We start from the raw sequence: 23106 nt of genomic DNA, 5'->3' as shown, positions 1-23106 counted from the left end.
TTTGGAGAAATCCAGCAGCATCTCGCCAAAACGGGCGGAAAACTTGGCAAAACGCGCGGGGTCAGCGTCGAAAAGCGCGGTAATCCGCGGCGCGGGGCTAGCGGCGAGTTGCCGCCATATTTCACTGAACTTGGACATTCCGTTTTCGTTTTTTATTGGTTGGCGAGCTGGGCGGCGGCGGCGGCGGCGGTGGTGATGCCCGCCCAGTCGCCCGCATTGATGGCGGCGCGGCCCACCATCCAGGAGCCGCCGACGCAGATGACATTGGGCAGCCTAAGATAGCGCGGCGCGATCTCGGGTATGATTCCGCCCGTGGGGCAGAAGCGCAACTGCGGCAGGGGCGAGGCGATGGAGGAGAGGAACGCCGCGCCGCCGGCCGCCTCGGCGGGGAAGAACTTGGCGAAGCTGTAGCCGCGTTCGATCAGCGTCATCGCCTCGGACACCGTGCCAATGCCCGGCAGCGGCGCGATGCCGCAATCCTCGGCGGCGTCCAGCAGCCTTGGCGTGGCGCCGGGCGAAACCGCGAAGCGCGCCCCGGCCTTGGCGGCGGCGGTGTAATGCGCGGCCTCCATCACCGTACCCACGCCGGGGATCGCCCCTTCAACCTCGGCGGATATGGCGCGGATCGCTTCCAGCCCGGCGGCGGTGCGCAGCGTGATCTCAATGGCGGGCAGGCCGCCAGCCACCAGTGCCCGCGCCAGCGGCACGGCAAGCGCCGCATCGTCGATAATCACCACCGGCACCACCGGGGCGGCACGCAGGATCTGTTCCAGACCGTCTTGCAACATTATTGACCTCCATTGGAGAAAATCGAAGCACCGGCATCGGCGGTGCCGACAGCATGGCGGAAGGCGCCGAACAACTCCCTGCCGACACCGTAATGATTTGCGGAGAGATCCGCCACCACAGCCTTGCGGGCTGAAAGATCCGTCAGCACGGTCAGCTCGCCGGTCACGCCGTCCACGCGCACGATGTCGCCATCCCGCACCTTGGCGATTGCCCCGCCTTCGGCGGCTTCCGGCGTCACATGGATCGCCGCTGGTACCTTACCGGAGGCGCCAGAGAGACGGCCATCGGTGACCAGCGCCACCTTGAAGCCCTTGTCCTGCAGCACGCCCAGCGGCGGCATCAGCTTGTGCAGCTCCGGCATGCCGTTGGCCTTGGGACCCTGGAAGCACACTACCACCACCACGTCGCGGTTCAGCTCGCCAGCCTTGAAGGCCGCCTGCACGTCTTCCTGTGCATGGAACACGCGTGCCGGGGCTTCGATGACATGGCGCTCCGGCGCCACCGCAGAGGTCTTGATCACCGCCCGGCCGAGATTGCCGGTGAGGAGCTTCAGCCCGCCCGTTGGCTGGAACGGGTTTTTGTTCCCGCGCAGCACGGCTTCATCCCCGCTGACGGTTGGGGCAGGGCGCCAATCCAGCTTGCCCTCGTTCAGCCAGGGCTCGCAGGCATAAGCGGCAAGCCCCTGACCCATCACGGTCCGCACATCCGGGTGCAGCAGCCCGGCATCCAGCAACTCGCGGATCAGGAACCCAGTGCCCCCCGCAGCCGCGAAGTGGTTCACGTCCGCCGAACCATTGGGATAAACGCGCGTGAGCAACGGCACGGCGTCGGAGAGGTCGGAGAGATCGTCCCAGGTAAGAACGATGCCCGCCGCCGCCGCCATGGCCACGAGATGCAGCGTATGGTTGGTCGAACCGCCCGTGGCGTGCAGCCCCACCACGGCGTTCACGAAGCTGCGTTCATCCAGCATCTCGCCCACCGGGGTGTAGTTGCCGCCCAGGGCGGTCAGCGCCAGGGCGCGCTCGGCGGCGGCGCGGGTCAGGGCCTCGCGCAACGGTGTGCCGGGATTCACGAAGGACGAGCCCGGCAGATGCAGCCCCATGATCTCCATGAGCATCTGATTGGTGTTGGCCGTGCCGTAGAAGGTGCAGGTGCCGGGGCCGTGATACGCCTTGGCCTCGGCCTCCAGCAGCTCCTCGCGCGTGGCCTTGCCCTCGGCATAAAGCTGGCGGATCTTCGCCTTCTCGCTGTTGGAAAGCCCCGAGGTCATCGGCCCGCCAGGGATGAACACCGCAGGCAGATGCCCGAAGCTGAGCGCGCCGATGACGAGGCCCGGCACGATCTTGTCGCAAATGCCCAGGTAAACAGCCGCGTCGAACGTCTGGTGCGAGAGCGCGATGGCCGTGGAGAGCGCGATGACATCGCGCGAGAACAGCGAGAGTTCCATCCCCGCCTCGCCCTGGGTGATGCCGTCGCACATTGCGGGCACGCCGCCCGCCACCATGGCCACGCCGCCCGCCTTGTGCGCGGCGTCGCGGATGATGTCCGGGTAATGCTCATAAGGCTGATGCGCCGAGAGCATGTCGTTATACGCGGTGACGATGGCGAGGCTCGCGGCCTTGCCGCCCGTCAGCGCCACTTTGTCGCCCGGCGCGCAGGCGGCGAAGCCATGTGCCTGGTTGGCGCAACCCAGCCCCTTGCGGCGCGGCGTGTGCGTGGCGGCGGCACGGATGCGCGCGATATAAGCCTCGCGGGTCTTGCGGCTGCGCTCGGCGATGCGGGCGGTAACGTGCTCGATCTTGGGATGAACCATGGCTCAGGGACTCCAGAAAATTTCGGTGCCGGGACGATGGGCCAGCACAGCCCCCACCGGCAGGGCGCTGGCTTGCGCCAGAACCGCGCGTTTGGCTTCGCCCTCGATGTGCAAAGCCAGATAATCCGCCGCCAGCAGCACCGGCAGCGTCAGGGTAATGCGCGGCTCGCCTGCCCCCGGCGCGTGCATCGGCAGGGCCAGCGCGGCGCCTGTGGGGTTAAGTGCGGCGTCCAGATGATCGCCGCGGGGAAAGAACGAGGCCGTATGCCCGTCCGCGCCCATGCCCAGCACGATGGCGGCAAACGGCAAAGGCAGCGCGCTCAGGGCCGCCTGTACTAGCGCACAGCCCGCCTCGGGCGTGGCCGCGCCGCTGTAGAGCGGCAGGAACCGAGCCGCCGCCGCGTGGCCTTGCAGCAGATGCATCCGCACCAGCGCGGCATTGGAGCGCGGAGAACTCTCATCCACCCAGCGCTCATCCACCAGCGTCACCGTCACCTTCGCCCAGTCTAGCTTCTGGGTGGACAGGGCCTGGAAGAACCGCACCGGCGTGGTGCCGCCGGAGACCGCCAGCGCGGCAAAGCCCTCGTGCGCAATGCGCCCACGCAGCGCCGTCGCCACGCTTTCGGCTAGCGCTTCGGCCAGAGCCTCGGGGGAGGAAAACGCCCGCATCACGAGCCGCCATCCGCCCAGGTGCGGCCATCACGCTCGATCAGCGCGATCGCCGCCGACGGCCCCCATGTGCCCGCCGTATAGGGCTTCGGCGGCTCCTCGGCATGGCTCCAGGCCTCCAGGATCGGGTCGATCCAACGCCATGCGGCCTCCACCTCGTCGCGGCGCATGAACAGCGTCTGGTTGCCGCGCACCACGTCCAGCACCAGCCGTTCATAGGCGTCCGGGTTGCGCACGCCAAATGCGGTGGAGAAGCTCATATCCAGCGGCACCTGGCGCAAGCGCATGCCGCCCGGGCCGGGGTCCTTGATCATCAACCGCAACTGCACGCCCTCATCCGGTTGTAGGCGGATGACGAGTTGGTTGGGCTTGATCGGCCCGGCCGAGGGCTCGAACACCGAATGCGGCACCGGGCGGAAGGCGATCACGATCTCCGACACACGCTCGGCCAGCCGCTTGCCGGTGCGCAGGTAGAACGGCACGCCCGCCCAGCGCCAGGTCTCCACCTCCGCCTTCAGCGCCACGAAGGTCTCGGTCATGCTCTCCGCCGCGCCCAGCTCTTCGAGGTAGCCCGGCACAGCTCCACCGGCGGAGGCCCCCGCCCGGTACTGCCCGCGCACCACGTTCTGGGAGGACAGCGCATCGGCAATCGGCTTCAGCGCCCGCAGCACCTTCAGCTTTTCATCGCGCACGGCGTCGGCGTCCAGCTGCGCCGGCGGTTCCATCGCCACCAGGCAGAGCAGCTGGAGCAGATGGTTCTGCACCATGTCGCGTAGCGCGCCGGCGGTGTCGTAATATCCGGCGCGGCCTTCCACGCCGAGGCTCTCGGCGGCGGTGATCTGCACATGGTCGATATGCGCGGCATTCCAAAGCGGCTCGAATAGCCCGTTGGCGAAGCGCAGCGCCATCAGGTTCTGCACCGTCTCTTTCCCAAGATAATGGTCGATGCGGTAGATCCGCTCCTCGGGGAACACCCGGCCGATCACCTCGTTCACCGCCTTGGCCGAGGCAAGATCCCGCCCCACCGGCTTTTCCACCACCACGCGGGCATTGCCCCCCGCCAAGCCAAACCGGCCCAGATGCTCGCAGATCGGTCCGAACAACGACGGCGCGGTGGCGAGGTAGAACACCCAGATGCGCTCTTTGGTCGGTGCGAGCGCCTGAGCCAGCTCCTGCCAGCCTTCCTCCCCGGTGGCGTTCACCGCCACGTAGCGCAAGCGTGCCAGGAAGCGTTCCATTGCCTGAGCATCCCGTTCCGATGCTGGCACATGCTCCTCGATCGCCTCGCGCGCCAGAGCCAGGAATTCATCCTCCCGCAAATGCGCCCGCGCCGCGCCAATCACCGTGGCCTCCTCGGGCAATTGCCCGGCGAGGTCGCGCTGGAACATGGCGGGCAGCAGTTTGCGCTTGGCCAGATCCCCGGTGGCGCCGAACACCACCAGGGCAAAGGGAGAGACGGGAATTACACGGCTGGTCATGGCTCTTCCATTCAATCAAATGATGGCGGGGGCTTGTATCCGGAATACCCCGCCCCGGTGTTCCTGTTATTGAGGTGCCGCAAAGCCCCCCCCAATTCGGCGAGGTCGACAGTGAATTTCACACCGAGCACGAAGGCATCGGGGATGTTGGTTTTTCGGAACGGTTCGGCGGACTGGTCCGGGTTGAGGATATATTGCAGGTTCGGCGTAATGGTGAACGCCTTGCCGATGCGCGCATCGTAGTTCAGCTCCATCATGATCTCGCGGTGCGGAATACCCCAGCCCGTACCGCCGACAGACTCACGCGCATCGGCGATGTTCTGGATGAAGGCGCGCGAGAATTCTTGATCGTTGACCACAAAACCCAGCGTATCGCGCGGGCGGCCCCAGGGAATACCCTGCTGCACGGCGCCCAGCTCGTAATAGCGGTCCTCGGCCACGGCGCCCGTGATCTTGGTCATGAACACGCCGAAGACCGAAAGCCCCTGCGGCGTCACCTGCTGGTTGAAGCGCAGGAAGAAGCCGGAGCGGTCGTGGTGCTGGGCATAGGGCTGATTGGCGGGCAGGGCTGGTTGGCCGGTGGCGTCGTTCAACGGGTCGGAATAAGCGCCGGTATCGTACCACGCGCCGATGGCGTACAGTCCGCCCGCCGGGGTGTAGCCGAACTCCACCGGCATCACCACGCCGGTATCGCCCTTGCCGCCGAAATTGAACCCATGATCGACAAAGGTCTTGTCGATGGGGCTCACCTCATACACGCCGCCATGCACATAGGTGTTGGGCGTGAACAGGAACTTCGCATCGCCACCCCAGGCGGAGGCTGGGAAGTAGGTGAAGTTGGCGTCCTTGAAGATGAAGGTCGGGTTGCCGCAGGCCGAGTTGGACTGGAACTGGCAGTAAAGCGGCGAGGTGAAGAAACTGATGTTCGATGCCACGCGACCAAAGTTGACATCTAGCCTGCCGCCGAACAGCTTCTGCTCGATGCTGAAATTCGCCAAATGAAGGTTCTGTGTGCCCCAGATCTCCTGCACCGAGGTGTTGTTGCCGATATCGTCCTCCTCCAGATTGCGCCCATGCCGCTGCGTCACGGCGATATGGATGGTCATGCCGTCCAGCCCGGCGATCTTGCCCATATCGAAATCGCCGCCGAGGTAAAGCTGCCCGGCATATTGCGAACCCTGGCGGATACCGCCGTAAGGATTGCCCGCAGCTTCTCCCGTATAATTCAGCGAGATCGACACACCATCATCGTAAAGCTTCTGGCCAAGTGTTCCAGTCTGCGTTGCCGTTTGGGCATGCGCGGCGGTGGCGAGCGCCAGAAGGCTGGCGCCGCAAAGCAAATTCTTGAGTATTTTCCTGCTAACCTTATTGGTTTTCATTGATCGTCTTTTGCGGTGGTTACGCCGCTTTCGGGTTGAGTTTGGGTTTGACAACGCCAAGGATGAGCGCCGTGAGGAGCGTGCCAGCGGCGATGGCGATGACGTAGATGCCAAGATGCGTTACGGCATCGGGGATTGGCAGGACGAAGACGCCGCCATGCGGAACTTTCAGCTCCACGCCTCCGAACATCGAGATCGCCCCGGCCAGCGCCGAACCGGCGACATTGGCGGGAATCACGCGGAACGGATCCTTGGCGGCGAAGGGAATGGCGCCCTCGGTGATGAAGGACAGGCCCAGCGCCCCGGCGGAGATGGCAGCCTCGCGCTCCTCTTCCGTAAAGCGGCTGGGGAACAGGCGCGTGGCCAGGAAGATAGCCATTGGCGGGGTCATGCCGCCCGCCATCACCGCGGCCATCGGCGTGTACACCTGGGCCGAGAGCAGCGCCGCGCCAAAAGAGTAGGCCGCCTTGTTCACCGGCCCGCCCATGTCGAACGCCATCATCCCGCCCAGCAGCAGCCCCAGCAGAATGGCCGAGGAGCCCTGCATGGATTTCAGAAAGTTGGTTAGGAAAGCAAGGATATCGGCAATCGGCGTGCCGATGACATAGACCATCGCCAAGCCCGTGATCAGCGAACTGAGCAGCGGCAGCACCAGAACAGGCATCAACCCCTGCATGGCGCGCGGCAGCTTGATCACGCGGGTGAGGAACAGCGTGACATAGCCTGCGAGAAACCCGGCGGCGATGGCGCCGATGAAGCCCGCCCCGATCTGCGAGGCGAGCAACCCGCCGATCATGCCCGGCGCCAGGCCCGGCCGGTCGGCGATGGAATAGGCGATGAACCCGCCCAGGATCGGCACGAACAGGGTAAAGGCGGCCTTCGCGCCGATCTGGAACAGCGCGCCCGCGAATGTATGCGCGGCGGCAGGCTCGGTGGCGTAGATGCCGCCAAAGGCGAAGGCCAGCGCGATAAGCAAGCCGCCCGCCGTGACGAAGGGCAGCATGAACGACACGCCCGACATCAGGTGCTTATACGGTCCGCTCTTGGGCGCGGCGGCAGGGTTCACAGTGGCGGTGCCACCCTGCGCGGTCGCCTGTTTGAAGGCGCGTCGGATCAGGTTTTGTCCGTCATTGATCGCGGCCTTGGTGCCGCTCTCAAAAAGCGGCTTCCCGGCGAAGCGCGAGAGTTCCACATTCTTATCGGCGGCGATGATCACGAGATCAGCGGCGGCAATCTCCTCCGCCGTCAGCGGCGTCTGCGCGCCGACGGAGCCTTGCGTCTCCACGCGGATTTCATGCCCCAGCGCCTTCGCCGCCTGCTGCAACCCCTCGGCGGCCATGAAGGTATGGGCGATGCCGGTGGGGCAGGAGGTCACTGCCACGATCTTCTTGCGGCCAGCCGCGGGGGCCTCTTGCAGCACTGCGGCGGCATCGGCCAGCACCTGGTCCACCGTGGCGCGGATCGTCCGGCTCACCGCTGTATGTTCGGGCAGGATGGCACCTTCACCCACCAGCACCGCGAGGCTCGCATCGCGCGTCTGGCTGGCGTTCAGCTTGTTCAGCACGCCCTCGGCGGTGCGCACTTCCACTTCTATGCTCTTGCCCTGGGCGGTGGCGGCCTTGCGCAATGCCTGCGCGGCCAGCACCCCGGTGACTGTTGTCCCCTCGGCCGCGACCGAGGCGATGATCTCGCTCATCTAAAACTCCCGTTTTTATTCTTGGATGTTTTGAATTTTAACATTGGCGCTCAGCGCCTCGATGTCGCCACGCGGCGGCAGATTTGGCCCCGCGAGCGTGAGTTTTCCGGCGGCAAAGGCGGTGGAGAGCCGGGCGATACGCTCCAGCCCCGCTTCTTCCCGCAAGGCCGCCATGATTCCGGCGACCATGGCATCCCCCGCGCCAACCGTGCTGGCGGCATGCACGACGGGCAGCGAGGCGCGCAGCACTTGGCTTTGGGTGATGAACAGCGCGCCATCCTCGCCCAGCGAGACCACGACAAGCTGCACCCCTCGCGCAATCAACCCGCGAGCCGCCTCGATCACCGCTGCATCGCTCGTCAGGTTGTGGCCCGCGAACTGTTCCAGCTCGGCCCGGTTGGGCTTGAGGCAGAAGGGCAGTACCGCCCCCGCCAGCGCGGCCTTCAGCGGCGCGCCGCTGGTATCCAGCAATACCCGCGCCCCGCGCTTGGCCAGGGCTTCGGTCAGCGCGGCGTAGAAACCCTCATCCACCCCGCCCGGCAGGCTACCTGCCAGAAGCGCCAGCGTGCCGGTGGTGGCCAGGGCGTTGATGCGCGACACCAGCGCCTGTAATTCCTCAGCGTTTGGTGTCAGGCCTGGGAGGTTGATGTCGGTGGTGTCGCCATCATGGCTGAGCTTGATGTTGGTGCGCGTCTCGCCAGGGATGCGGATGAACGCATCCTCGATCAGCTTCGTCATGAACAGCGTCTCGAAGCGCAGCGTGTTGTTTTCGCCCAGGAAGCCGGTGGCGGAAACCTTGTCGCCCCAATCGGCCAGGCAGCTCGCCACGTTCACGCCCTTGCCGCCGGCGTTGAAGCTCACCCCCTGCGCACGATGCACATGGCCGGGGCGCAGATGGCCGAGCAGCACGGTCTGGTCGATGGCCGGGTTGAGGGTGACGGTCAGCGCGGTCATTCAGGCGTTTCCTTCCAGGGCGCGCACATCGGCGGCGGTGGCGGCGGTCAGAGCGCGCTGGGCCAGGGCCTCGATGGCGGCGAAATCGGCCTCGCGCAGCTTCGCCTTCACGGCGGGGATGTCGCGCGGGGTCATCGAAAGTTCCTTCACCCCCAGCCCGGCCAGCAGCAGCGCCCCGAACGGATCGCCCGCCAGCCCGCCGCACACGCCCACCCAGCGGCCATGCTTCTTCGCCCCTGCCACGGTCTGGGCGATCAGGCGCAGCACCGCCGGGTGCATGCTATCCGCCTCGGCGGCCAGCTCCGGGTTCTGCCGGTCCATGGCCAGGGTGTACTGGGTGAGGTCGTTGGTGCCGATAGAGAAGAAGTCGCAATGCTCGGCCAGTACATCGGCCTGAACGGCGGCGGCGGGAACCTCGATCATGATGCCGATCGGCAGTTCCGGTGCGCCCAGGCTGGCGCGCACCTCCTCGCAGATCTCGCGCAGGCGCAGGATCTCGCCCACCGAAGTCACCATCGGGAACATGATGGAAATATCGCCGCCCTGAGCAGCGGCGCGATAGATGGCCCGCAGCTGCGGCAGCAGCAGATCCGGGCGGCGCAGCAGCAGCCGTGCGCCGCGCACGCCCAGGAACGGGTTTTCCTCGCGCGGCAGATGCAGATGCGCCACCTGCTTGTCCCCGCCGATGTCCAGTGCGCGGATGATCAGCGGCCGTCCGCCCAGCGCCTCGGCCATGGCGCGATAGGTCTCGGCCTGCTCGTCCTCGGTCGGGCTGGCGCTGGCTTCCAGGAACAGGAATTCCGTGCGCATCAGCCCCACGCCCTCGGCCCCTTCCTCCAGCGCCAGCTTCACTTGGTCGGGGCGGTTGGCGTTGGCGGCCACTTCCAGCCGCACGCCGTCCTTGGTGGTGGCGGGCTCGGCGCGCTTGGCCATCTCGGCCTCGCGCTGCGCCTGCAACTCCGCCGCCCAGGCGCGGGCGGAGGCGATATCCGCCTCGGATGGCGAAACATAAATCCGCCCGTTCAAGCCATCGACAATCGCCATGGCCCCACTGCCCGCAGCCTCCAGCCCCGCGCCGCCAGCCACGATGGCCGGCAGCCCCAGCGTGCGCGCCAGGATGGCGGTGTGCGAAGTTGGGCCACCCTGGCTCATGGCGAGGCCGATCACGCGGTTCATGTCCAGCGAGGCGGTGTCGGAGGGCGATAGATCCTCGGCCACGATGATGCAGGGCTCGTCCGGCAGATCGCGCAGTGAGCCGGTGGCGGCGGACGGGTCCAGCTTGCCCAGCACCCGGCGGCCGACATCGTGCAGATCCGCCGCGCGCGCCGCCAGCACCGGGTTACCCAGCGCGCTCAGCCGGGCGGCGAGGCGGTTCACCGCCTCGGCCCAGGACCATGCCACGCCATGCCCTTCCACCATCAGCTGGCAGGTGAGGGTGATGAGGTCTGAATCGTTCAGCAGCTCCGCCTGCGCCTTGAAGATCGCGGCATCCTGCGGGCCGAGGCGACGGGAGGTATCGTCGATCAGCGCCACCATCTGCTGGCGGGTGGCGGTCAGCGCCTCGTTCAGCGTGTTGCCGCCGTCGATGAGCGAGGCCGGCACATCCGCGATCTGCGGCTCATGGGTGGCGAGCGTGTGCAACCGCCCGATGGCGATGCCTGGGCTCGCCGGAATACCCTGGATAAAAGCCAGTTCGCCCGGCGGCACCCAGCCGCGTTGAGGCTGGGCGGCGGCGCGGGCGGCGGCCTTGGCGGCGTCGGCTTTCTCCTGCGCCGTCAGCCCGGTGATGCGCGCCTGCAACCGGGCCAGCCCGGCCAGCGCGTCCTCGCCCTCGGCGGAGACGGTGATGCGATCGCCCAAGCGCAGCCCGAGTTGCAGCAGCGCCACGAGGTTGCGGGCATCGGCGGTTTCGTTGCCATGGCGCACCTGCACGCGCAGCCCGGTGGCGCGCACGGCTTCCACCCAGGCCGAGGCCGGGCGGGCGTGCAGCCCAGCGGGATAATCCACCACCCAGTCAAAGCTCTCGGCCAGATCGGCCGGAGCGGCGGTAACGTGGACGGGGGCGGGGTTGTCCTGGGTCAGGGCGTCGATGATCGTATTGGCATCGCGCGTGGCGCACAGCGTCTCAAGCCGCGCCTCGTCCTGGATCAGCCGGGTGAGACGGCGCAAAATGGTGATATGCTGGTCGCCCTGCGCCGCGATGGCCACGATCAGCCGCGCGCTCTGCCCGGGGTTCCACTCGATCCCCCCCGGCACCTGCAGCACGGCGATGCCATCGCGCCGGACCATGCCTTTATCCTCGCCCATGCCATGCGGAATCGCCACGCCATGGCCGAGATAGGTGTTCGCCACCGCCTCGCGCCGCAGCATGCTGGCGGCGAAATCCGGCGCCACGCAGCCTGCGGCGATCAGCAGCTGGCACGCCTCGCTGATGGCGGCGTCCTTACTCACGGGGGCGGCGTTCAGGCGGACCAGTTCACGCCCCAGCAGGGCGTCTTCAATGGCTAGTGACATTGGATGTTTCCTCAGACTCTTGGAGCTTAAGAAAACGTTTTCACGATTGAATGTCAAGCACTATTCTGCAAATCGCCTGTACTGCGCTGCACAATGCTGCTAAACCCTTGCAGGATTTGGGCGTGATGTGCTGAATTGCATGAGAACGTTTTCTAGGCGTGGGCGGAAACAATGACTGTCAGCATCAAAGATGTCGCACGGGCGGCGGGTGTATCTCCGGCAACGGTGTCGCGCGCGCTCAGCGGCGGCAAGGTGAGTGCCGAATTACGGGCGCAGGTGGAGGACGCCGTGCATCGCACCGGCTACCGGCCCAACCTCTCCGCGCGGCGGCTGCGCTCGCAGGAATCGCAGACCATCGGGCTTATCGTCGCGGATATCTGCAACCCGTTCTTCACCGCCGTCGCCCGCGCGGTGGAGGACGAGGCCTACAAGGCGGGCCTGCGCGTGATCCTCTGCAACACCGATGAAAACCCTGAGAAGGAGTCGATGTATCTGCAGCTGATGGAGGAGGAGCGCGTCACCGGCGTGATCTTCGCCCCCACCCGCGCCACGGCGGGCAGGCTGGGCAAGCTGCGGCTCAACTATCCCATCGTGCTGATCGACCGTGCGGACATTGCCAGCGGGCAGGATGCGGTGGTGCTGGACAATGCCGCCGCCGCGACCATGCTTGTCGAGCATCTGCACGGCCAGGGCTACCGGCACATTGCTGGGCTGTTCGGCAATGCCAGCACCACGGGCATCGAGCGTCATGCCGGTTTCACCGCCGCCATGCAGCGCCTCGGGCTGCAACCAGAATCGCGCTTCGTGGCCCCGAGCATCGAGGCGGCGGAAGCGGAAATCGCCAGTTGGCTCAGCCACGGTCATGCACCCGAGGCGGTGGTCGCCAGTAACGGCCTGCTGCTGATGGGCGTGGTCAAGGCAATCCGCGCGGCGGGCAAGCGCATCCCCGAGGATCTGGCCGTGGCGGGGTTCGACAATGAGAGCTGGACCGAGCTGGCCGGGCCAGGGCTGACGGTGATCGAGCAGCCCGTAGCCGAGATCGGCCGCACGGCGATGCACCTGCTGCTGGAGCGCCTGGAAACCCCGGGTGCGCCGGTGCGCAAGGTGGTGCTGGGTGGGCGCTGCGTGGTGCGCGGTTCGACCAAGGCGGTGCAGCCGCTTCTCGCCTGATCTGGGTTTGATCAGGGTCAAGATTTTTCCCGCCGCGTTGCGGTATAAGCGGCGCCATGAAAGCGGAAGCCGCATGGGGCAGCGTGGTGTCGGTGCATGGCGCCGTCGTCGAGGTCGGGTTTCCGGCCGGGGCGCTGCCCGCCATCAATACAGTGCTCGTGGCCGAGTGGGACCAGCCGGAACCGCTGGTGCTGGAAGTCCAGGGCCATGCCGACGAACATACGGTGCGGGCCATCGCGCTCCAGGCCACGGCTGGCTTGGCGCGTGGCGTGCGGGTGCGTGCAACCGGGGCGGCGCTGGAAGTGCCGGTGGGCGAGGCCGTGCTCGGCCGGTTGCTGGATGTCACCGGCCAGCTGCGGGACCGTGGTCCGGACCTGCCCTCGGGCACGCCGCACCGGCCCATCCATAACGCCCCCCCGGCGCTGAAGGCCGGGCAGGCGAGCGATAAGATTTTCGAGACCGGCATCAAGGTCATCGACCTGCTGGCCCCGCTGGCCCAGGGCGGCAAGGCGGCGATGTTCGGTGGTGCCGGTGTGGGTAAGACCGTGCTGGTGATGGAGCTGATCCACGCCATGGTCGAGAAATACCAGGGCATCTCGGTCTTCGCCGGGGTGGGAGAGCGCTCGCGCGAGGGGCATGAGCTGCTCACCGACATGACAGGCTCCGGCGTGCTGGCCCGCACCGTGCTGGTCTATGGCCAGATGAACGAGCCCCCCGGTGCCCGCTGGCGCGTGCCGCTCACCGCACTCGCCATCGCCGAGCATTTCCGCGACGACGCCCACCGCAACGTGCTGCTGCTCATGGATAACATCTTCCGCTTCGTGCAGGCCGGGGCGGAGATTTCCTCCCTGCTGGGCCGCTTGCCCTCCCGCGTGGGCTACCAGCCGACGCTGATGACCGAGGTCGCCGCCTTGCAGGAACGCATCGCCTCCGCCGCGGGAAGCGCCATCACCGCCATCCAGGCCGTGTACGTCCCCGCCGACGATTTCACCGACCCCGCCGTCGCCGCCATCTCCTCACACATGGACAGCATCGTGATGCTCTCGCGCGATCTTGCGGCGCAGGCTTTCTACCCGGCCATCGACCCGCTGACCTCCACCTCCGTGCTGCTCGACCCGCTGGTGGTGGGCGAGGCGCATTACCGCATCGCCGAGCGGGTGCGCCAAACCCTGGCGCGCTTCAAGGAATTGCAGGACATCATCGCCTTGCTGGGCGTCGAGGAGCTGGGCAGCGCCGACCGCCTCGTGGTTGCCCGCGCGCGGCGGCTGCAACGTTTCCTCAGCCAGCCCTTCACCGTCACCGAGGCCTTCACGGGCATTCCCGGATGCAGCGTGGCGCTCGCTGATACGCTGGCGGGCTGCAAGGCCATTCTGGAGGGCGAGACCGACCAATGGGCCGAGTCCTCACTTTATATGGTCGGCACGCTGGAGGATGCGCGGCGAAAGGAGATGGCGGCCGGCGGCGCCAACGCGGCATGAGGCTACGCATCACCACCCCGCTTGAGGTTCTGGTGGACGAGGAGGGCGTGACCTCCCTGCGCGCCGAAGATGCCTCGGGCGGCTTCGGCATTCTCGCCGGCCATGCGGATTTCCTCACCCGGCTGGAGGTCTCCGTCGTCTCCTGGCGCCGTGCCGATGCTACCCAGCGTTACTGCGCCGTGCGCGGAGGGGTGCTTACCGTCGCGGGCGGGCGGGAGATTGCTATCGCCACCCCCGAGGGTGTGGTGGGCGACGATCTGCTGCGGTTGGACGAGACGATTCTCGCCAGCTTCCAGGCCAGCGAGGAGACCGAGCGCGTGGAACACGTGGAGCAGGCCCGGCTGCAACTCAACGCCATCCGCCAGATCATGCGGCATCTGCAGGCCGGGCGCCGGGCTGAGGTACGGCTATGACCAGCAAGCCCGAAGAACCGGACAGGCTGGTGGAAGGTGCCCGCAAGCACGGCGAGCGGCACAGGCGCTGGCTGCGCGAGGGCGGGGAGCCTTCCGTCGCGGGCCGTCTGGCGCAGATCGGCGTGCTGGGTTGGATCATCGTGGTGCCCGCGCTCGGCGGCATTTTTCTCGGCCGTTGGCTGGACAGAACGTTCGATACAGGTGTCTTCTGGACTGCGCCGCTGCTGATGCTGGGCCTGGGGCTCGGCTGCTGGTCGGCATGGAAGTGGGTTAACAGCGCATGACACTCGCCGGCCTGGACGTTTTTCGGCAAAGCTGCGCCCTGGGGCTTTGGTTCATCGCTGGTTGCGGGCTCGGCCTGCTGTATTTCCGCGTGCTCTGGTGGAATGTGCGGCTGCTGACCAGCGGGGCGAAGCCGGTGATGGCGGCATTGCTCGGGGCTGTGCGATTCGCCGGGCTGGGGTTCGCGCTGTTCCTGGCCAGTCATTCCGGTGTTCTGCCGTTACTGGCCATGGTGCTGGGCGTGCTGGCGGGGCGCGGCGCGGTGGTGCGGCGCCTGCGGCCGGAGGCGGCGTGAACTCGCCACTGGAAAATCCGGCGTTGTTTCATCTCGGGCCGGTGCCCGTCACCTCGCCGGTACTCGTCACCTGGGCGATCATGCTGGCGCTCGGCCTTGGGGCCTTCCTGCTTACCCGCCGTCTTTCGCTGGTGCCCGGCTCAGTTCAGGCGGTGCTGGAGTTGGTGGTGGAGACCGTGGATCAGCAGATCCGCGATACCATGCGCACCGAGCCTGAGCCGTACCGCGCCTTCATCGGCACGCTCTTCCTGTTCATCTTCACCGCCAACTGGTCGGAACTTCTCCCTGGCGTGGAGCCTCCCACCGCGCATCTGGAGACCGACGCCGCCCTGGCTTTGCTGGTGTTCCTCGCCGTCATCGTGTTCGGCATCCGCGCGGGCGGGGTGCGGGGGTATCTCGCCAGCTTCGCCACGCCCAACCCGGTGATGATCCCGCTGAACTTCGTCGAGAGCCTGACGCGCACCTTCTCGCTGCTGGTGCGCCTGTTTGGCAATGTGATGAGCGGAGTGTTCGTCATCGGCATCGTGCTTTCGCTGGCCGGGCTGCTGGTGCCGATCCCGCTGATGGCGCTCGACCTGCTGACCGGCGCGGTGCAGGCTTATATCTTCGCCGTGCTGGCCATGGTGTTCATCGCCCAGGCGGTGGGCGAGGCGAAACCCGACAACAACAGGAGTGACGCATGAACTGGTTGGCTCTCGCCAGCATTGTCTCGGCCGCGCTGGCGGTCTCCTTTGGGGCCATCGGCCCGGCCTTGGGCGAGGGCCGCGCCGTCGCCGCCGCCATGGACGCCATCGCCCGCCAACCCGAGGCGGCGAACACCATCTCCCGCACCTTGTTCGTCGGCCTCGCCATGATCGAGACCATGGCGATCTACTGCCTGGTCATCGCGCTACTGCTGCTCTTCGCCAACCCGCTGCTGAAATGAGCGCATGAGGATCGATTTCTGGACGCTGGTTCTACAGACCGTCAACGTCCTTATCCTCATCTGGCTGTTGCAAAAGTTCTTCTGGCGTCCCGTGGCGGGGGTCATCGCGCAGCGGCGCACGGCGGCGCAGGCGATGCTGGCCAAGGCCGAACAGACCCGTAAGGACGCCGAGGCCGAGCGCGCGGGCATCGAGCAAACCAGGGCTGGTTTCGCCCAGGAGCGCGCGGCGATTCTGACGGCGGCCCAGGAAGAGGCGGCAAGGCTGGCGCAATCCGCTGAGGCCAAAGCCGCCGCGGCGGCGCAAAAGCTGGCGGCCGAGACGCGTGAAACCCTGGCCACCGAACAGCAGGAGGCCCAGGCCCGGTTGCGAGCCCAGGCGACGGAATTGGCGGTGGACATCGCTGGCAAACTGGTCTCCCGGTTCGACGGCACCGCCCTGCGTGCCGCGTTTCTGGATGGGGCGATCACCGAACTCGCGGTCCAGCCAGCGGAGATGCGCCAGGATATTGCGGAACTCACCCTGACCAGCGCCGCCGAACTGCCGCCCGAGGAGAAGCAGGAGGCCTCGCAGCGTCTAGCGGCTTTGTTCGGCCCGGCGCTCAAGGTCACGTTCCAGGTGGACCCGGCGTTGCTCGGCGGGCTGGAGCTGCAAGCCGGGCATCTGCGTCTCACCAATAGCTGGCGGGCGGATTTGGCGCGCATCCGCGAGGAGCTGACGCATGACCAGCCCGGCTGACGCGGATTGGCTGGCCCAGGCCAGCGCCAAACTTGGCGCGATGAAGCTGGGGCCGCAGACGGAGGCCATCGGCCGGGTGGAGGAGGTGGCCGACGGCGTGGCCCAGATCTCCGGCCTGCCGGGGGCGCGGCTCTCCGAGTTGCTGCACTTCTCCGGCGGACAATACGGCTTCGCCCAGGTGCTGGAGCGCGGGCATATCGGCTGCGTGCTGCTGGACGCGCCGGACGACGTGGGGGTGGGGGACACGGTGCGCGGCACGGGCGATGTGGTGCGCGTGCCGGTTGGCCCAGGCTTGCTGGGCCGGGTGGTGGACCCGCTGGGCCGCCCGCTGGATGGCAAGGGGCCGATCGCAGCCGCCTCCCACGAGCCCGTGGAGCGCCCGGCCCCCGAGATTATCGACCGCGATCTGGTCACCCAGCCGGTGCAGACCGGGCTGCTGGTGGTCGATACCCTTTTCGCCCTGGGGCGCGGGCAGCGCGAGCTGATCATCGGGGACCGCGCCATCGGCAAGACCACCATCGCGCTCGACACCATCATCAGCCAGAAGCACAGTGACATCATTTGCGTTTACGTCGCGGTGGGGCAAAAAACCTCCAGCCTGCGCCGGGCCATCGCGGCCATCGAGGAACACGGCGCGCCGGAGCGCTGCATCGTGGTGGCCGCCCCCGCGGCCGCCACGCCGGGGCTGCAATGGATCGCCCCGTTCGCCGGTTTCACCATGGCCGAGTATTTCCGTGACCGTGGCCAGCACGCGCTGGTGGTGATCGACGATTTGACCAAGCATGCCGCCACGCATCGCGAGATCGCGCTGCTCACACGCATGCCGCCGGGGCGCGAGGCTTATCCCGGCGACATCTTCTATGTGCATGCGCGTTTGCTGGAGCGCGCCGCCAAGCTGAGCGCCGAGAAGGGGGGCGGCTCGCTCACCGCTTTGCCCATAGCCGAGACCGATGCCGGGAATCTCAGCGCCTATATCCCCACCAACCTGATCTCCATCACCGACGGGCAGATCGTCCTTGATGCCCGGCTGTTTCATGAGGGGCGGAAACCAGCGGTGGATGTGGGGCTCAGCGTCAGCCGCGTGGGCGGCAAGACGCAGGCGCGGGCGTTGCGTGAGGCGGCGGACACGCTTCGGCTGGACTACGCGCAGTTTTTGGAGCTGGAGATTTTCACCCGGTTCGGTGGCATGTCGGATGCGCGAGTGAAGGATCAGCTCGCCCGCGGGAGGCAAATACGCGCCATACTGACCCAGCCGCGTCATGCGCCGTTGCCCTTGGCCGAGGAAGTGGCGCTGGTGACAGCGGTGCAATCCGGCCTGCTGGATGCGTTCACCCCGGATAAGCTTGCCGCCTTCCGCGCTGGGCTGGGGGCGCGGCTGATGCGCGATGCCGGGGCGGAGGTGCAGATGGTGGCCACCACCGGGCGGCTGGACGAGGCCAAACGCGCCGCGTTGCTGGCCGTGCTGCAAGCCTACGCCAAGGATTGCGCCGGATGACCGGGCGTCTGGCCGATGTCTCGGCGCGGATCGAGAATATCCGCCAGCTTGGCACGGTGGTGAATGCTATGCGCGGCATAGCCGGGGCGCGGGCCCAGGCGGCGCGGACGCAGCTGGAGGCGGTGGAGACCTATGCCGCGACCATCGCCGCCGCCATAGGAACGCTGCTGGCCGCCACCGCAATCCCCGCGCCATCCCGCGCGCAAAAACCGGCGCAATTGCTGTTCTGTGCCGAGCAGGGCTTTGCCGGGGCGTTCAGCGAGCATGTGCTGGACCATGCGGCTCCCGAGGCCGCGCTGTTCCTGCTCGGCACACGCGGCGGGATGCTCGCGGCGGAGCGCGGGCTGGCGTCGGTCTGGTCGCACCCGCTGCCCGCCGCCTCGGCCGGAGTGCCGCGTTTGGCCCGGCAGGTGGCGACGGAACTCTATGCCCGCATCGCGGCGGAGGGCGTCGACCGGATTGATGCCGTGTATCAGAGCTGGCGCCCGGGGAAGGGGCTGGAAGCCGCACAGCGCCGGCTGTTGCCGCTGGACCCGGCGGATTTCCCTGCCACGGCTTTGCGCAACCCGCCGCTGCTTAACCTGCCACCGGGGGCGCTTTTGGCCTCGCTGACGGTTGATTACGTGCATGCCGCGCTGTGCCAGGCGGCACTGCACAGCTTTGTGGCCGAGAACGAGGCGCGGATGGCCACCATGGCGGCGGCGCACCGGCATATCGACCAGCAATTGCAGGGTTTGGAACTCACGCGCCGGATCGTCCGGCAGGACGAGATTACGGCGGAGATTATCGAGCTTGCCGCCGGACAGGCGGCAAGCGGAATGCCGCCAGCCGCTTAGCCGGCTTCCTTGGTGTGCAGCAAGCCGATCTGGGAGTTCGCGGGCGCGGGCACGGCGCTGATATCCGAGACAATCCCAACCGGGCGGACAACAACCTGCGGCGGCGCGCCGCGGTAGTCCTTCAGCAACTCGATCTCGTTTTTCATCTGGATGCGCTCCAGCAGCAGCTGGGTGATCTGCTCCTTCGCTTTCTCGAGCTGACGCTTCAGCTCGGCGATCTCGGCGGCGCCGTTGTCCGCCTTTTTGGTCTGCCAAAACATAGTAACTCGAATCCTTGGTGACGAATGGCGGGAAAATTGCTCCCGCATGCTTAAGGACACGGGATACCTAAGCGCTCTTCAAAACGCCAATCACGAAAGCTTTAGTTTTGGGCATGCTCGATCACAAATGCTTTAGCTTTGGGCATTTTTGGTTCGGCTCAGCTCAGCTCTGTGCAGGGCTGGGTTGAAGCCAATTTATCTCTGTGTCGCTGCCATAGATACCAGGGCAGCGCCGCAGCCCAGAAAATCAGCACGGCGCCCGTCCAAGCCAGCGGTTGGGGCATTTTCTGGCGTTTGGCATCTCTGAAGACAAATCCGGCGCTGATCAGCGCAACCCAAATCGTGTTGGAGGCCATTACCAGAGTTCTCCCTCAATGGCGCTGACCGGCAAGGGTGGGTGCGCATGGGCCACATAAATATCGAGGAGGGATTGGGCGTTCAGCCCCGCCAGATGTGCCAATGAGCGAATGCTCCTGACCCAGTAAGTCTCGTAATCGATGGCTCGTGCGCGGTTCTCGGGCCGCTGTACGTGCATGTATGCCTCGATCTCCGCCGCATCCGGCACGGCTTGCGGGGGGGCGGGACGGTAGAGCCGCGCATCCGCATCCGTGCGCACCGCCGTCCACCCGGCCTGCTGCAACAGCGCCGCGAGTTCCGCGCTTTGGGTTTGGCTATCGGCAAAGTCGGTGGCGCTGCCGGTGAGTACGACATATTGCACCTGATACGTGGCCAGAAATGCCGCTAGCATGTGCGGATCAACCATCGGAATATATGGCTGGTATTTCTCCCGGAAGATCGTTCGGTATAAAGGCCATTTGGCGAAGGGGTCCGGCAGCCCGCCGCTCAGATAACCCTGCGCGGCTAGCGTGAAATTCATTCCTGATTCGTACTGGTATCCCATCTCGTTGAAATATTCAGGCAGGACCAGAATCCGGCTATCTGGCGGAATCCCCCTGTCGGTCAGCATGGCGGGCGTGGTCAGGCGTGTCCAGTTGCGGTCATAAGCGCGGGAGGGCGTAAGAAACAGCAGGCAGAAGGCGAGGGCCGCATAGCGCGGGTATTTGCGCCCAGGTGCCGCAAGCCATGTGGCCAGCAGCACCGCAATGGCCAGCCAAGCGTAGAGCATGAAACGCATTGGCAGCATGGATTTCAGGAAGGGCAGCTTGAATGCCACAATCCATGGCGCGGTGCTCATTTCGTGCCCGAGTGCATGAGCGTAAGGACCGAGCGACAATATGGCGGCGGCAACCGCGAAGGCGCCGGGGACGCTGAAGCGTGGATCGGCACGGTTGCGCCAGACCAGTGATGCCAGCAATACCAGAAGCGGCAGGCCGATATACGCGCCTTCCTCGGCGTAATTACCTTGGAATATTTTTGTTGCCGGTTTAAACAGATTGCCGCCGAGCCAGTCGATCGGCGTGGGAATGACGAAGCCCAGTAGATCGGTCGAATAATTCTTGGCGGCGGCGACGTTGCGCCCCGCATCGGCATAGTGGCGCAGCATGTCCCAGATCAACGGAGAGATGAGCACAAGGCTCAAGCCCAGCCCCAGCGCCATGCCTGGCAGCAGGCGGCGCAGCATTGACCGGCCGGCGCGGTGCAAAATATGCAACACAACAACCGCGATGGCCGCGAACATCACCAGGCTGGCAAAGATTTCCTGGCTGACACCGAACTGGAATGCCAGCCCCAGCCCAAGCCACGCCCCTAGCCGCCATGCACCCCAGCCGTGCTTGGCGGCGGCGATGCACGCCCACAGGCAGAATGGTACGGCAAAGATGAAGCATAGATTAAGATGGTCCAGCAACTGGCCGAGCATATAGCTGGAGAATCCGAACAGCAGCCCGGCCGTCAGCGCGGCGAGGTAATCCTCCGTCAACTCGAAGGCCGCCAGATACGCTCCCCAGCAGGCGAGGGCCGGTGCCGCCAGCATCAGCCCGTTATAAACAGCAAAGGCGCCAAACTTGGCGGTTAATGGCGCAGTCAGCAGCCCGAGGCTGAGCACGTTTGTTGTCCAGGACAGGTCGGTTCCGGCCGGTGCGTTGGCGAAATAGGTAAAGAAGAACGGCAGATGGTGCTGCGCGCTGAAAACCCGCCAGTTCAGGAACCAGATGAAACCAAGAGGGTCAGGCCCACTGCCAAAGTATGTGGTGGCGGAAACTGGTTCGGGGTTGAAATAAAAAGCGCAAGAGGCGGTCAGGAAAAGGAGTAAAGCAAGCTCGTGTTTCAGGATCTGCGTAATTTTATTTGTAACTTTCATGTAAGTTCCGTCATTTTTTGTAATCCTGCAACGGGCTGCCTTATTCAAAACATAAAGCTATAGGAGTGCGCGATCAATGCGAGGGGCGGATGGAGGCTGGCATGGTGCCGGTTTCCGTGCGACTTCTGCAGATATTCGCAGGGAGGCGATTTTGTTCGACCAGGCCGGACTGCCCGCCGTTATCGCAAGGTCATCTCAACGCGTCTGGAGCGCCGCCGCCGCGGTGCTCGCGGTGCTGGTTATGGTTATTGGCTGGCCGCTGGTGCTGCGCAGCACCGCCATGGTGCAGCTCGACTATGACGAAGGCTGGAATGCCCTCCGCCAGCAGCAGGCCGCGCATTTCCTGCCGCTCTATGCCGCCCCGCCGGGGCTGGACATCACCAACTACCCGCCGCTCTCGTTTCATATTGTCGGCCTGCTCAGCCTCCTGACCGGCGACGCCAACGAAACCGGGCGGTTTCTGTCTCTGGCCGCGCTGGTGGCACTGTGCGTGCTGGCTGGGGCGTTGGCGCGTCTTTTTGTTCCGGCCCGCCATGTGGGCACCTGCGCCGCACTACTCTTCGCGCTATGGCTGGAAATGTGGATGCCGCGCCGGATCGGCGTGAACGATCCGCAATTGCTCGGCATGGCGTTCGAGCTGCTCGGGTTTTACGGTTTCGTCCGCGCCGTGCAGCGCGGGCAGAATGGATGGCGCAGCGCGCCGCTTTTCGCCCTGGCGGTGTTCACCAAGCACAATCTGCTGGCCCTGCCGCTCGGGGTGGGGCTCGCCTTGCTGACAAGGTGGGATTGGCGGCGCCTCATCCTTTGGGGGGGCGCGGGCGTGCTGGCCGCCTGTGCGTTGTTCTGGCTCACGCTTCGTCTCGACGGACCGTATTTCCTGCAGCACATGCTGCAACCCCGTGCCTATGATCTACACGATACGCTGCACAATATTGGTACCTACCTGATCATTTTCCTGCCTTTCGTATTGCTTGGCGGTGTCTGGTCCTGGCGCAACTGGCGTGACGGGCGCCGTGCTCCGCTGGCCTGGAGTTGGGCGGTGGCGCATGTGCTGGCCTTCGCCTGGGCGGGGGGGGATGGCGTGGCCCGCAACATCTTCTTCGAGGCGATCCTGCTGGATGCGGTCATCAGTGTGATCGCCTGCGCCGATTATTTCGCTGGCCATAGCCGTGCCACGCTTGGCCGGGTTGCCTTGGTCTGCGTGTTGCCCATGCTGTTTCCGCTCAGCCAGATTTTGTTTCCGTTGAGCAAGCTGCCGTACAGCATCGTCTCCGGCGCCACCGAATGGCGCGCGCTGCCCCAGCACGAGGCGGATTTTGCCGCCGGTGTGTCCCTGCTGCGCCAAGCCTCCGGCCCTGTGGTGTGCGAGAATCTGCTGATGTGCGACGAGGCGGGCAAGCCTTCCGCGTTCGACCCTTACCATGTCCAGGACCAGATCAGCCTGGGCAAGCTCGACCCGCGGGAGTTCGTAGCCATGGTCGAGTCCCAGCGCTTCGGCGTCGTGGAGATCGGCGACACCGACCTGGGAAAACCGGAGCGCACGACCCGATTCTCCAAGGCGTTCCTGCAAGCCCTGGCGCAGCATTACAACCTCGCCTTGCACACGCCTGAAATCAACGTCTGGGTTCCCGGCCCGGTAAAAGCCCCGCAGCCCGGTTAGGCAT

General features: G+C 65.9%; 22 protein-coding genes. 11 read left to right on the top strand and 11 right to left on the bottom strand.

The window, feature by feature from the left end:
* Positions 1–152: 152 nt before the first annotated feature.
* Genes eda through ptsP form a run of 8 tightly spaced genes read right to left on the bottom strand, consistent with a single transcriptional unit; the run spans position 153 to position 11292 of the window.
* Positions 153–788, bottom strand: coding sequence for a bifunctional 4-hydroxy-2-oxoglutarate aldolase/2-dehydro-3-deoxy-phosphogluconate aldolase (eda, locus tag HNP71_RS12495; protein ID WP_183267274.1), 636 nt, complete (start codon positions 786–788; stop codon positions 153–155).
* Positions 788–2602, bottom strand: coding sequence for a phosphogluconate dehydratase (gene edd, locus HNP71_RS12490; RefSeq protein ID WP_183267273.1), 1815 nt, complete (start codon positions 2600–2602; stop codon positions 788–790). Before edd ends, eda begins: the two co-directional genes overlap by 1 nt.
* Before the next feature lie 3 nt (positions 2603–2605).
* Positions 2606–3271 (bottom strand): 6-phosphogluconolactonase, encoded by a 666-nt coding sequence (gene pgl / locus HNP71_RS12485; protein ID WP_183267272.1) that lies wholly within the window; start codon positions 3269–3271, stop codon positions 2606–2608.
* A complete protein-coding gene (gene zwf / locus HNP71_RS12480; RefSeq protein ID WP_183267271.1) occupies positions 3271–4749 on the bottom strand; it encodes a glucose-6-phosphate dehydrogenase in 1479 nt (492 codons plus the stop codon). The genes pgl and zwf overlap by 1 nt, the downstream gene beginning before the upstream one ends.
* Positions 4750–4760: 11 nt before the next feature.
* Positions 4761–6128 carry a carbohydrate porin gene (locus HNP71_RS12475; RefSeq protein WP_183267269.1) on the bottom strand — a complete coding sequence of 456 codons (1368 nt, stop codon included), beginning with the start codon at positions 6126–6128 and terminating at the stop codon, positions 4761–4763.
* A gap of 19 nt (positions 6129–6147) precedes the next feature.
* Positions 6148–7824, bottom strand: a complete 1677-nt coding sequence (locus HNP71_RS12470) for a PTS fructose transporter subunit IIC (protein WP_183267267.1) — start codon at positions 7822–7824, stop codon at positions 6148–6150.
* 15 nt (positions 7825–7839) lie between these two features.
* Positions 7840–8778 carry a 1-phosphofructokinase gene (gene pfkB / locus HNP71_RS12465; RefSeq protein WP_183267266.1) on the bottom strand — a complete coding sequence of 313 codons (939 nt, stop codon included), beginning with the start codon at positions 8776–8778 and terminating at the stop codon, positions 7840–7842.
* Positions 8779–11292, bottom strand: a complete 2514-nt coding sequence (gene ptsP / locus HNP71_RS12460) for a phosphoenolpyruvate--protein phosphotransferase (protein ID WP_183267264.1) — start codon at positions 11290–11292, stop codon at positions 8779–8781.
* A gap of 171 nt (positions 11293–11463) precedes the next feature.
* Between ptsP and HNP71_RS12455 the strand changes: the two genes are divergently transcribed.
* Genes HNP71_RS12455 through HNP71_RS12410 form a run of 10 tightly spaced genes read left to right on the top strand, consistent with a single transcriptional unit; the run spans position 11464 to position 18922 of the window.
* Positions 11464–12462 carry a LacI family DNA-binding transcriptional regulator gene (locus tag HNP71_RS12455; RefSeq protein WP_183267263.1) on the top strand — a complete coding sequence of 333 codons (999 nt, stop codon included), beginning with the start codon at positions 11464–11466 and terminating at the stop codon, positions 12460–12462.
* Between the two features lie 56 nt (positions 12463–12518).
* Positions 12519–13940, top strand: coding sequence for a F0F1 ATP synthase subunit beta (gene atpD, locus HNP71_RS12450; RefSeq protein ID WP_183267262.1), 1422 nt, complete (start codon positions 12519–12521; stop codon positions 13938–13940).
* The gene (locus HNP71_RS12445; RefSeq protein ID WP_183267260.1) at positions 13937–14353 is read left to right on the top strand and encodes a F0F1 ATP synthase subunit epsilon; all 417 of its coding nucleotides are present in this window, start codon (positions 13937–13939) and stop codon (positions 14351–14353) included. The genes atpD and HNP71_RS12445 overlap by 4 nt, the downstream gene beginning before the upstream one ends.
* On the top strand, positions 14350–14637 hold the full coding sequence (locus HNP71_RS12440) for an AtpZ/AtpI family protein (protein WP_183267258.1): 288 nt from the start codon (positions 14350–14352) through the stop codon (positions 14635–14637). Before HNP71_RS12445 ends, HNP71_RS12440 begins: the two co-directional genes overlap by 4 nt.
* A complete protein-coding gene (locus HNP71_RS12435) occupies positions 14634–14930 on the top strand; it encodes an ATP synthase subunit I (RefSeq protein ID WP_183267256.1) in 297 nt (98 codons plus the stop codon). The genes HNP71_RS12440 and HNP71_RS12435 overlap by 4 nt, the downstream gene beginning before the upstream one ends.
* On the top strand, positions 14927–15613 hold the full coding sequence (locus HNP71_RS12430) for a F0F1 ATP synthase subunit A (protein ID WP_183267254.1): 687 nt from the start codon (positions 14927–14929) through the stop codon (positions 15611–15613). The genes HNP71_RS12435 and HNP71_RS12430 overlap by 4 nt, the downstream gene beginning before the upstream one ends.
* Positions 15610–15855, top strand: a complete 246-nt coding sequence (locus HNP71_RS12425; RefSeq protein WP_183267252.1) for a F0F1 ATP synthase subunit C — start codon at positions 15610–15612, stop codon at positions 15853–15855. The genes HNP71_RS12430 and HNP71_RS12425 overlap by 4 nt, the downstream gene beginning before the upstream one ends.
* 4 nt (positions 15856–15859) lie before the next feature.
* A complete protein-coding gene (locus tag HNP71_RS12420; RefSeq protein WP_183267251.1) occupies positions 15860–16591 on the top strand; it encodes a F0F1 ATP synthase subunit delta in 732 nt (243 codons plus the stop codon).
* On the top strand, positions 16575–18086 hold the full coding sequence (locus HNP71_RS12415; protein ID WP_183267250.1) for a F0F1 ATP synthase subunit alpha: 1512 nt from the start codon (positions 16575–16577) through the stop codon (positions 18084–18086). The genes HNP71_RS12420 and HNP71_RS12415 overlap by 17 nt, the downstream gene beginning before the upstream one ends.
* A complete protein-coding gene (locus tag HNP71_RS12410) occupies positions 18083–18922 on the top strand; it encodes a F0F1 ATP synthase subunit gamma (RefSeq protein WP_183267249.1) in 840 nt (279 codons plus the stop codon). Before HNP71_RS12415 ends, HNP71_RS12410 begins: the two co-directional genes overlap by 4 nt.
* Here the strand turns inward: HNP71_RS12410 and HNP71_RS12405 are convergent.
* The 3 genes from HNP71_RS12405 to HNP71_RS12395 form a co-directional block, all read right to left on the bottom strand.
* Positions 18919–19182: a hypothetical protein gene (locus HNP71_RS12405; protein ID WP_183267248.1), complete on the bottom strand. Its 264-nt coding sequence runs from the start codon at positions 19180–19182 to the stop codon at positions 18919–18921. The genes HNP71_RS12410 and HNP71_RS12405 overlap by 4 nt on opposite strands.
* Positions 19183–19340: 158 nt before the next feature.
* Positions 19341–19538, bottom strand: a complete 198-nt coding sequence (locus HNP71_RS12400; RefSeq protein WP_183267247.1) for a hypothetical protein — start codon at positions 19536–19538, stop codon at positions 19341–19343.
* Positions 19538–21442, bottom strand: a complete 1905-nt coding sequence (locus tag HNP71_RS12395; RefSeq protein ID WP_183267246.1) for a hypothetical protein — start codon at positions 21440–21442, stop codon at positions 19538–19540. The genes HNP71_RS12400 and HNP71_RS12395 overlap by 1 nt, the downstream gene beginning before the upstream one ends.
* A gap of 151 nt (positions 21443–21593) precedes the next feature.
* On the opposite strand from HNP71_RS12395, the gene HNP71_RS12390 reads away from it, so the two are divergent.
* On the top strand, positions 21594–23102 hold the full coding sequence (locus HNP71_RS12390; protein ID WP_183267244.1) for an ArnT family glycosyltransferase: 1509 nt from the start codon (positions 21594–21596) through the stop codon (positions 23100–23102).
* Positions 23103–23106: the final 4 nt, after the last annotated feature.

It is taken from the genome of Acidocella aromatica (assembly GCF_014201825.1).
GTDB lineage: Bacteria > Pseudomonadota > Alphaproteobacteria > Acetobacterales > Acetobacteraceae > Acidocella > Acidocella aromatica.
The sequence above is the reverse complement of the archived record's forward strand: the minus strand, read 5'-3'. Positions and strand labels throughout refer to the sequence as shown.

Excerpts from the sequence above, each read along its gene's own strand:
- eda (WP_183267274.1), bottom strand. The coding sequence starts at position 788 with ATGTTGCAAGACGGTCTGGAACAGATCCTGCGTGCCGCCCCGGTGGTG.
- edd (WP_183267273.1), bottom strand. The coding sequence starts at position 2,602 with ATGGTTCATCCCAAGATCGAGCACGTTACCGCCCGCATCGCCGAGCGC.
- pgl (WP_183267272.1), bottom strand. The coding sequence starts at position 3,271 with ATGCGGGCGTTTTCCTCCCCCGAGGCTCTGGCCGAAGCGCTAGCCGAA.
- zwf (WP_183267271.1), bottom strand. The coding sequence starts at position 4,749 with ATGACCAGCCGTGTAATTCCCGTCTCTCCCTTTGCCCTGGTGGTGTTC.
- HNP71_RS12475 (WP_183267269.1), bottom strand. The coding sequence starts at position 6,128 with ATGAAAACCAATAAGGTTAGCAGGAAAATACTCAAGAATTTGCTTTGC.
- HNP71_RS12470 (WP_183267267.1), bottom strand. The coding sequence starts at position 7,824 with ATGAGCGAGATCATCGCCTCGGTCGCGGCCGAGGGGACAACAGTCACC.
- pfkB (WP_183267266.1), bottom strand. The coding sequence starts at position 8,778 with ATGACCGCGCTGACCGTCACCCTCAACCCGGCCATCGACCAGACCGTG.
- ptsP (WP_183267264.1), bottom strand. The coding sequence starts at position 11,292 with ATGTCACTAGCCATTGAAGACGCCCTGCTGGGGCGTGAACTGGTCCGC.
- HNP71_RS12455 (WP_183267263.1), top strand. The coding sequence starts at position 11,464 with ATGACTGTCAGCATCAAAGATGTCGCACGGGCGGCGGGTGTATCTCCG.
- atpD (WP_183267262.1), top strand. The coding sequence starts at position 12,519 with ATGAAAGCGGAAGCCGCATGGGGCAGCGTGGTGTCGGTGCATGGCGCC.
- HNP71_RS12445 (WP_183267260.1), top strand. The coding sequence starts at position 13,937 with ATGAGGCTACGCATCACCACCCCGCTTGAGGTTCTGGTGGACGAGGAG.
- HNP71_RS12440 (WP_183267258.1), top strand. The coding sequence starts at position 14,350 with ATGACCAGCAAGCCCGAAGAACCGGACAGGCTGGTGGAAGGTGCCCGC.
- HNP71_RS12435 (WP_183267256.1), top strand. The coding sequence starts at position 14,634 with ATGACACTCGCCGGCCTGGACGTTTTTCGGCAAAGCTGCGCCCTGGGG.
- HNP71_RS12425 (WP_183267252.1), top strand. The coding sequence starts at position 15,610 with ATGAACTGGTTGGCTCTCGCCAGCATTGTCTCGGCCGCGCTGGCGGTC.
- HNP71_RS12420 (WP_183267251.1), top strand. The coding sequence starts at position 15,860 with ATGAGGATCGATTTCTGGACGCTGGTTCTACAGACCGTCAACGTCCTT.
- HNP71_RS12415 (WP_183267250.1), top strand. The coding sequence starts at position 16,575 with ATGACCAGCCCGGCTGACGCGGATTGGCTGGCCCAGGCCAGCGCCAAA.
- HNP71_RS12410 (WP_183267249.1), top strand. The coding sequence starts at position 18,083 with ATGACCGGGCGTCTGGCCGATGTCTCGGCGCGGATCGAGAATATCCGC.
- HNP71_RS12405 (WP_183267248.1), bottom strand. The coding sequence starts at position 19,182 with ATGTTTTGGCAGACCAAAAAGGCGGACAACGGCGCCGCCGAGATCGCC.
- HNP71_RS12400 (WP_183267247.1), bottom strand. The coding sequence starts at position 19,538 with ATGGCCTCCAACACGATTTGGGTTGCGCTGATCAGCGCCGGATTTGTC.
- HNP71_RS12395 (WP_183267246.1), bottom strand. The coding sequence starts at position 21,442 with ATGAAAGTTACAAATAAAATTACGCAGATCCTGAAACACGAGCTTGCT.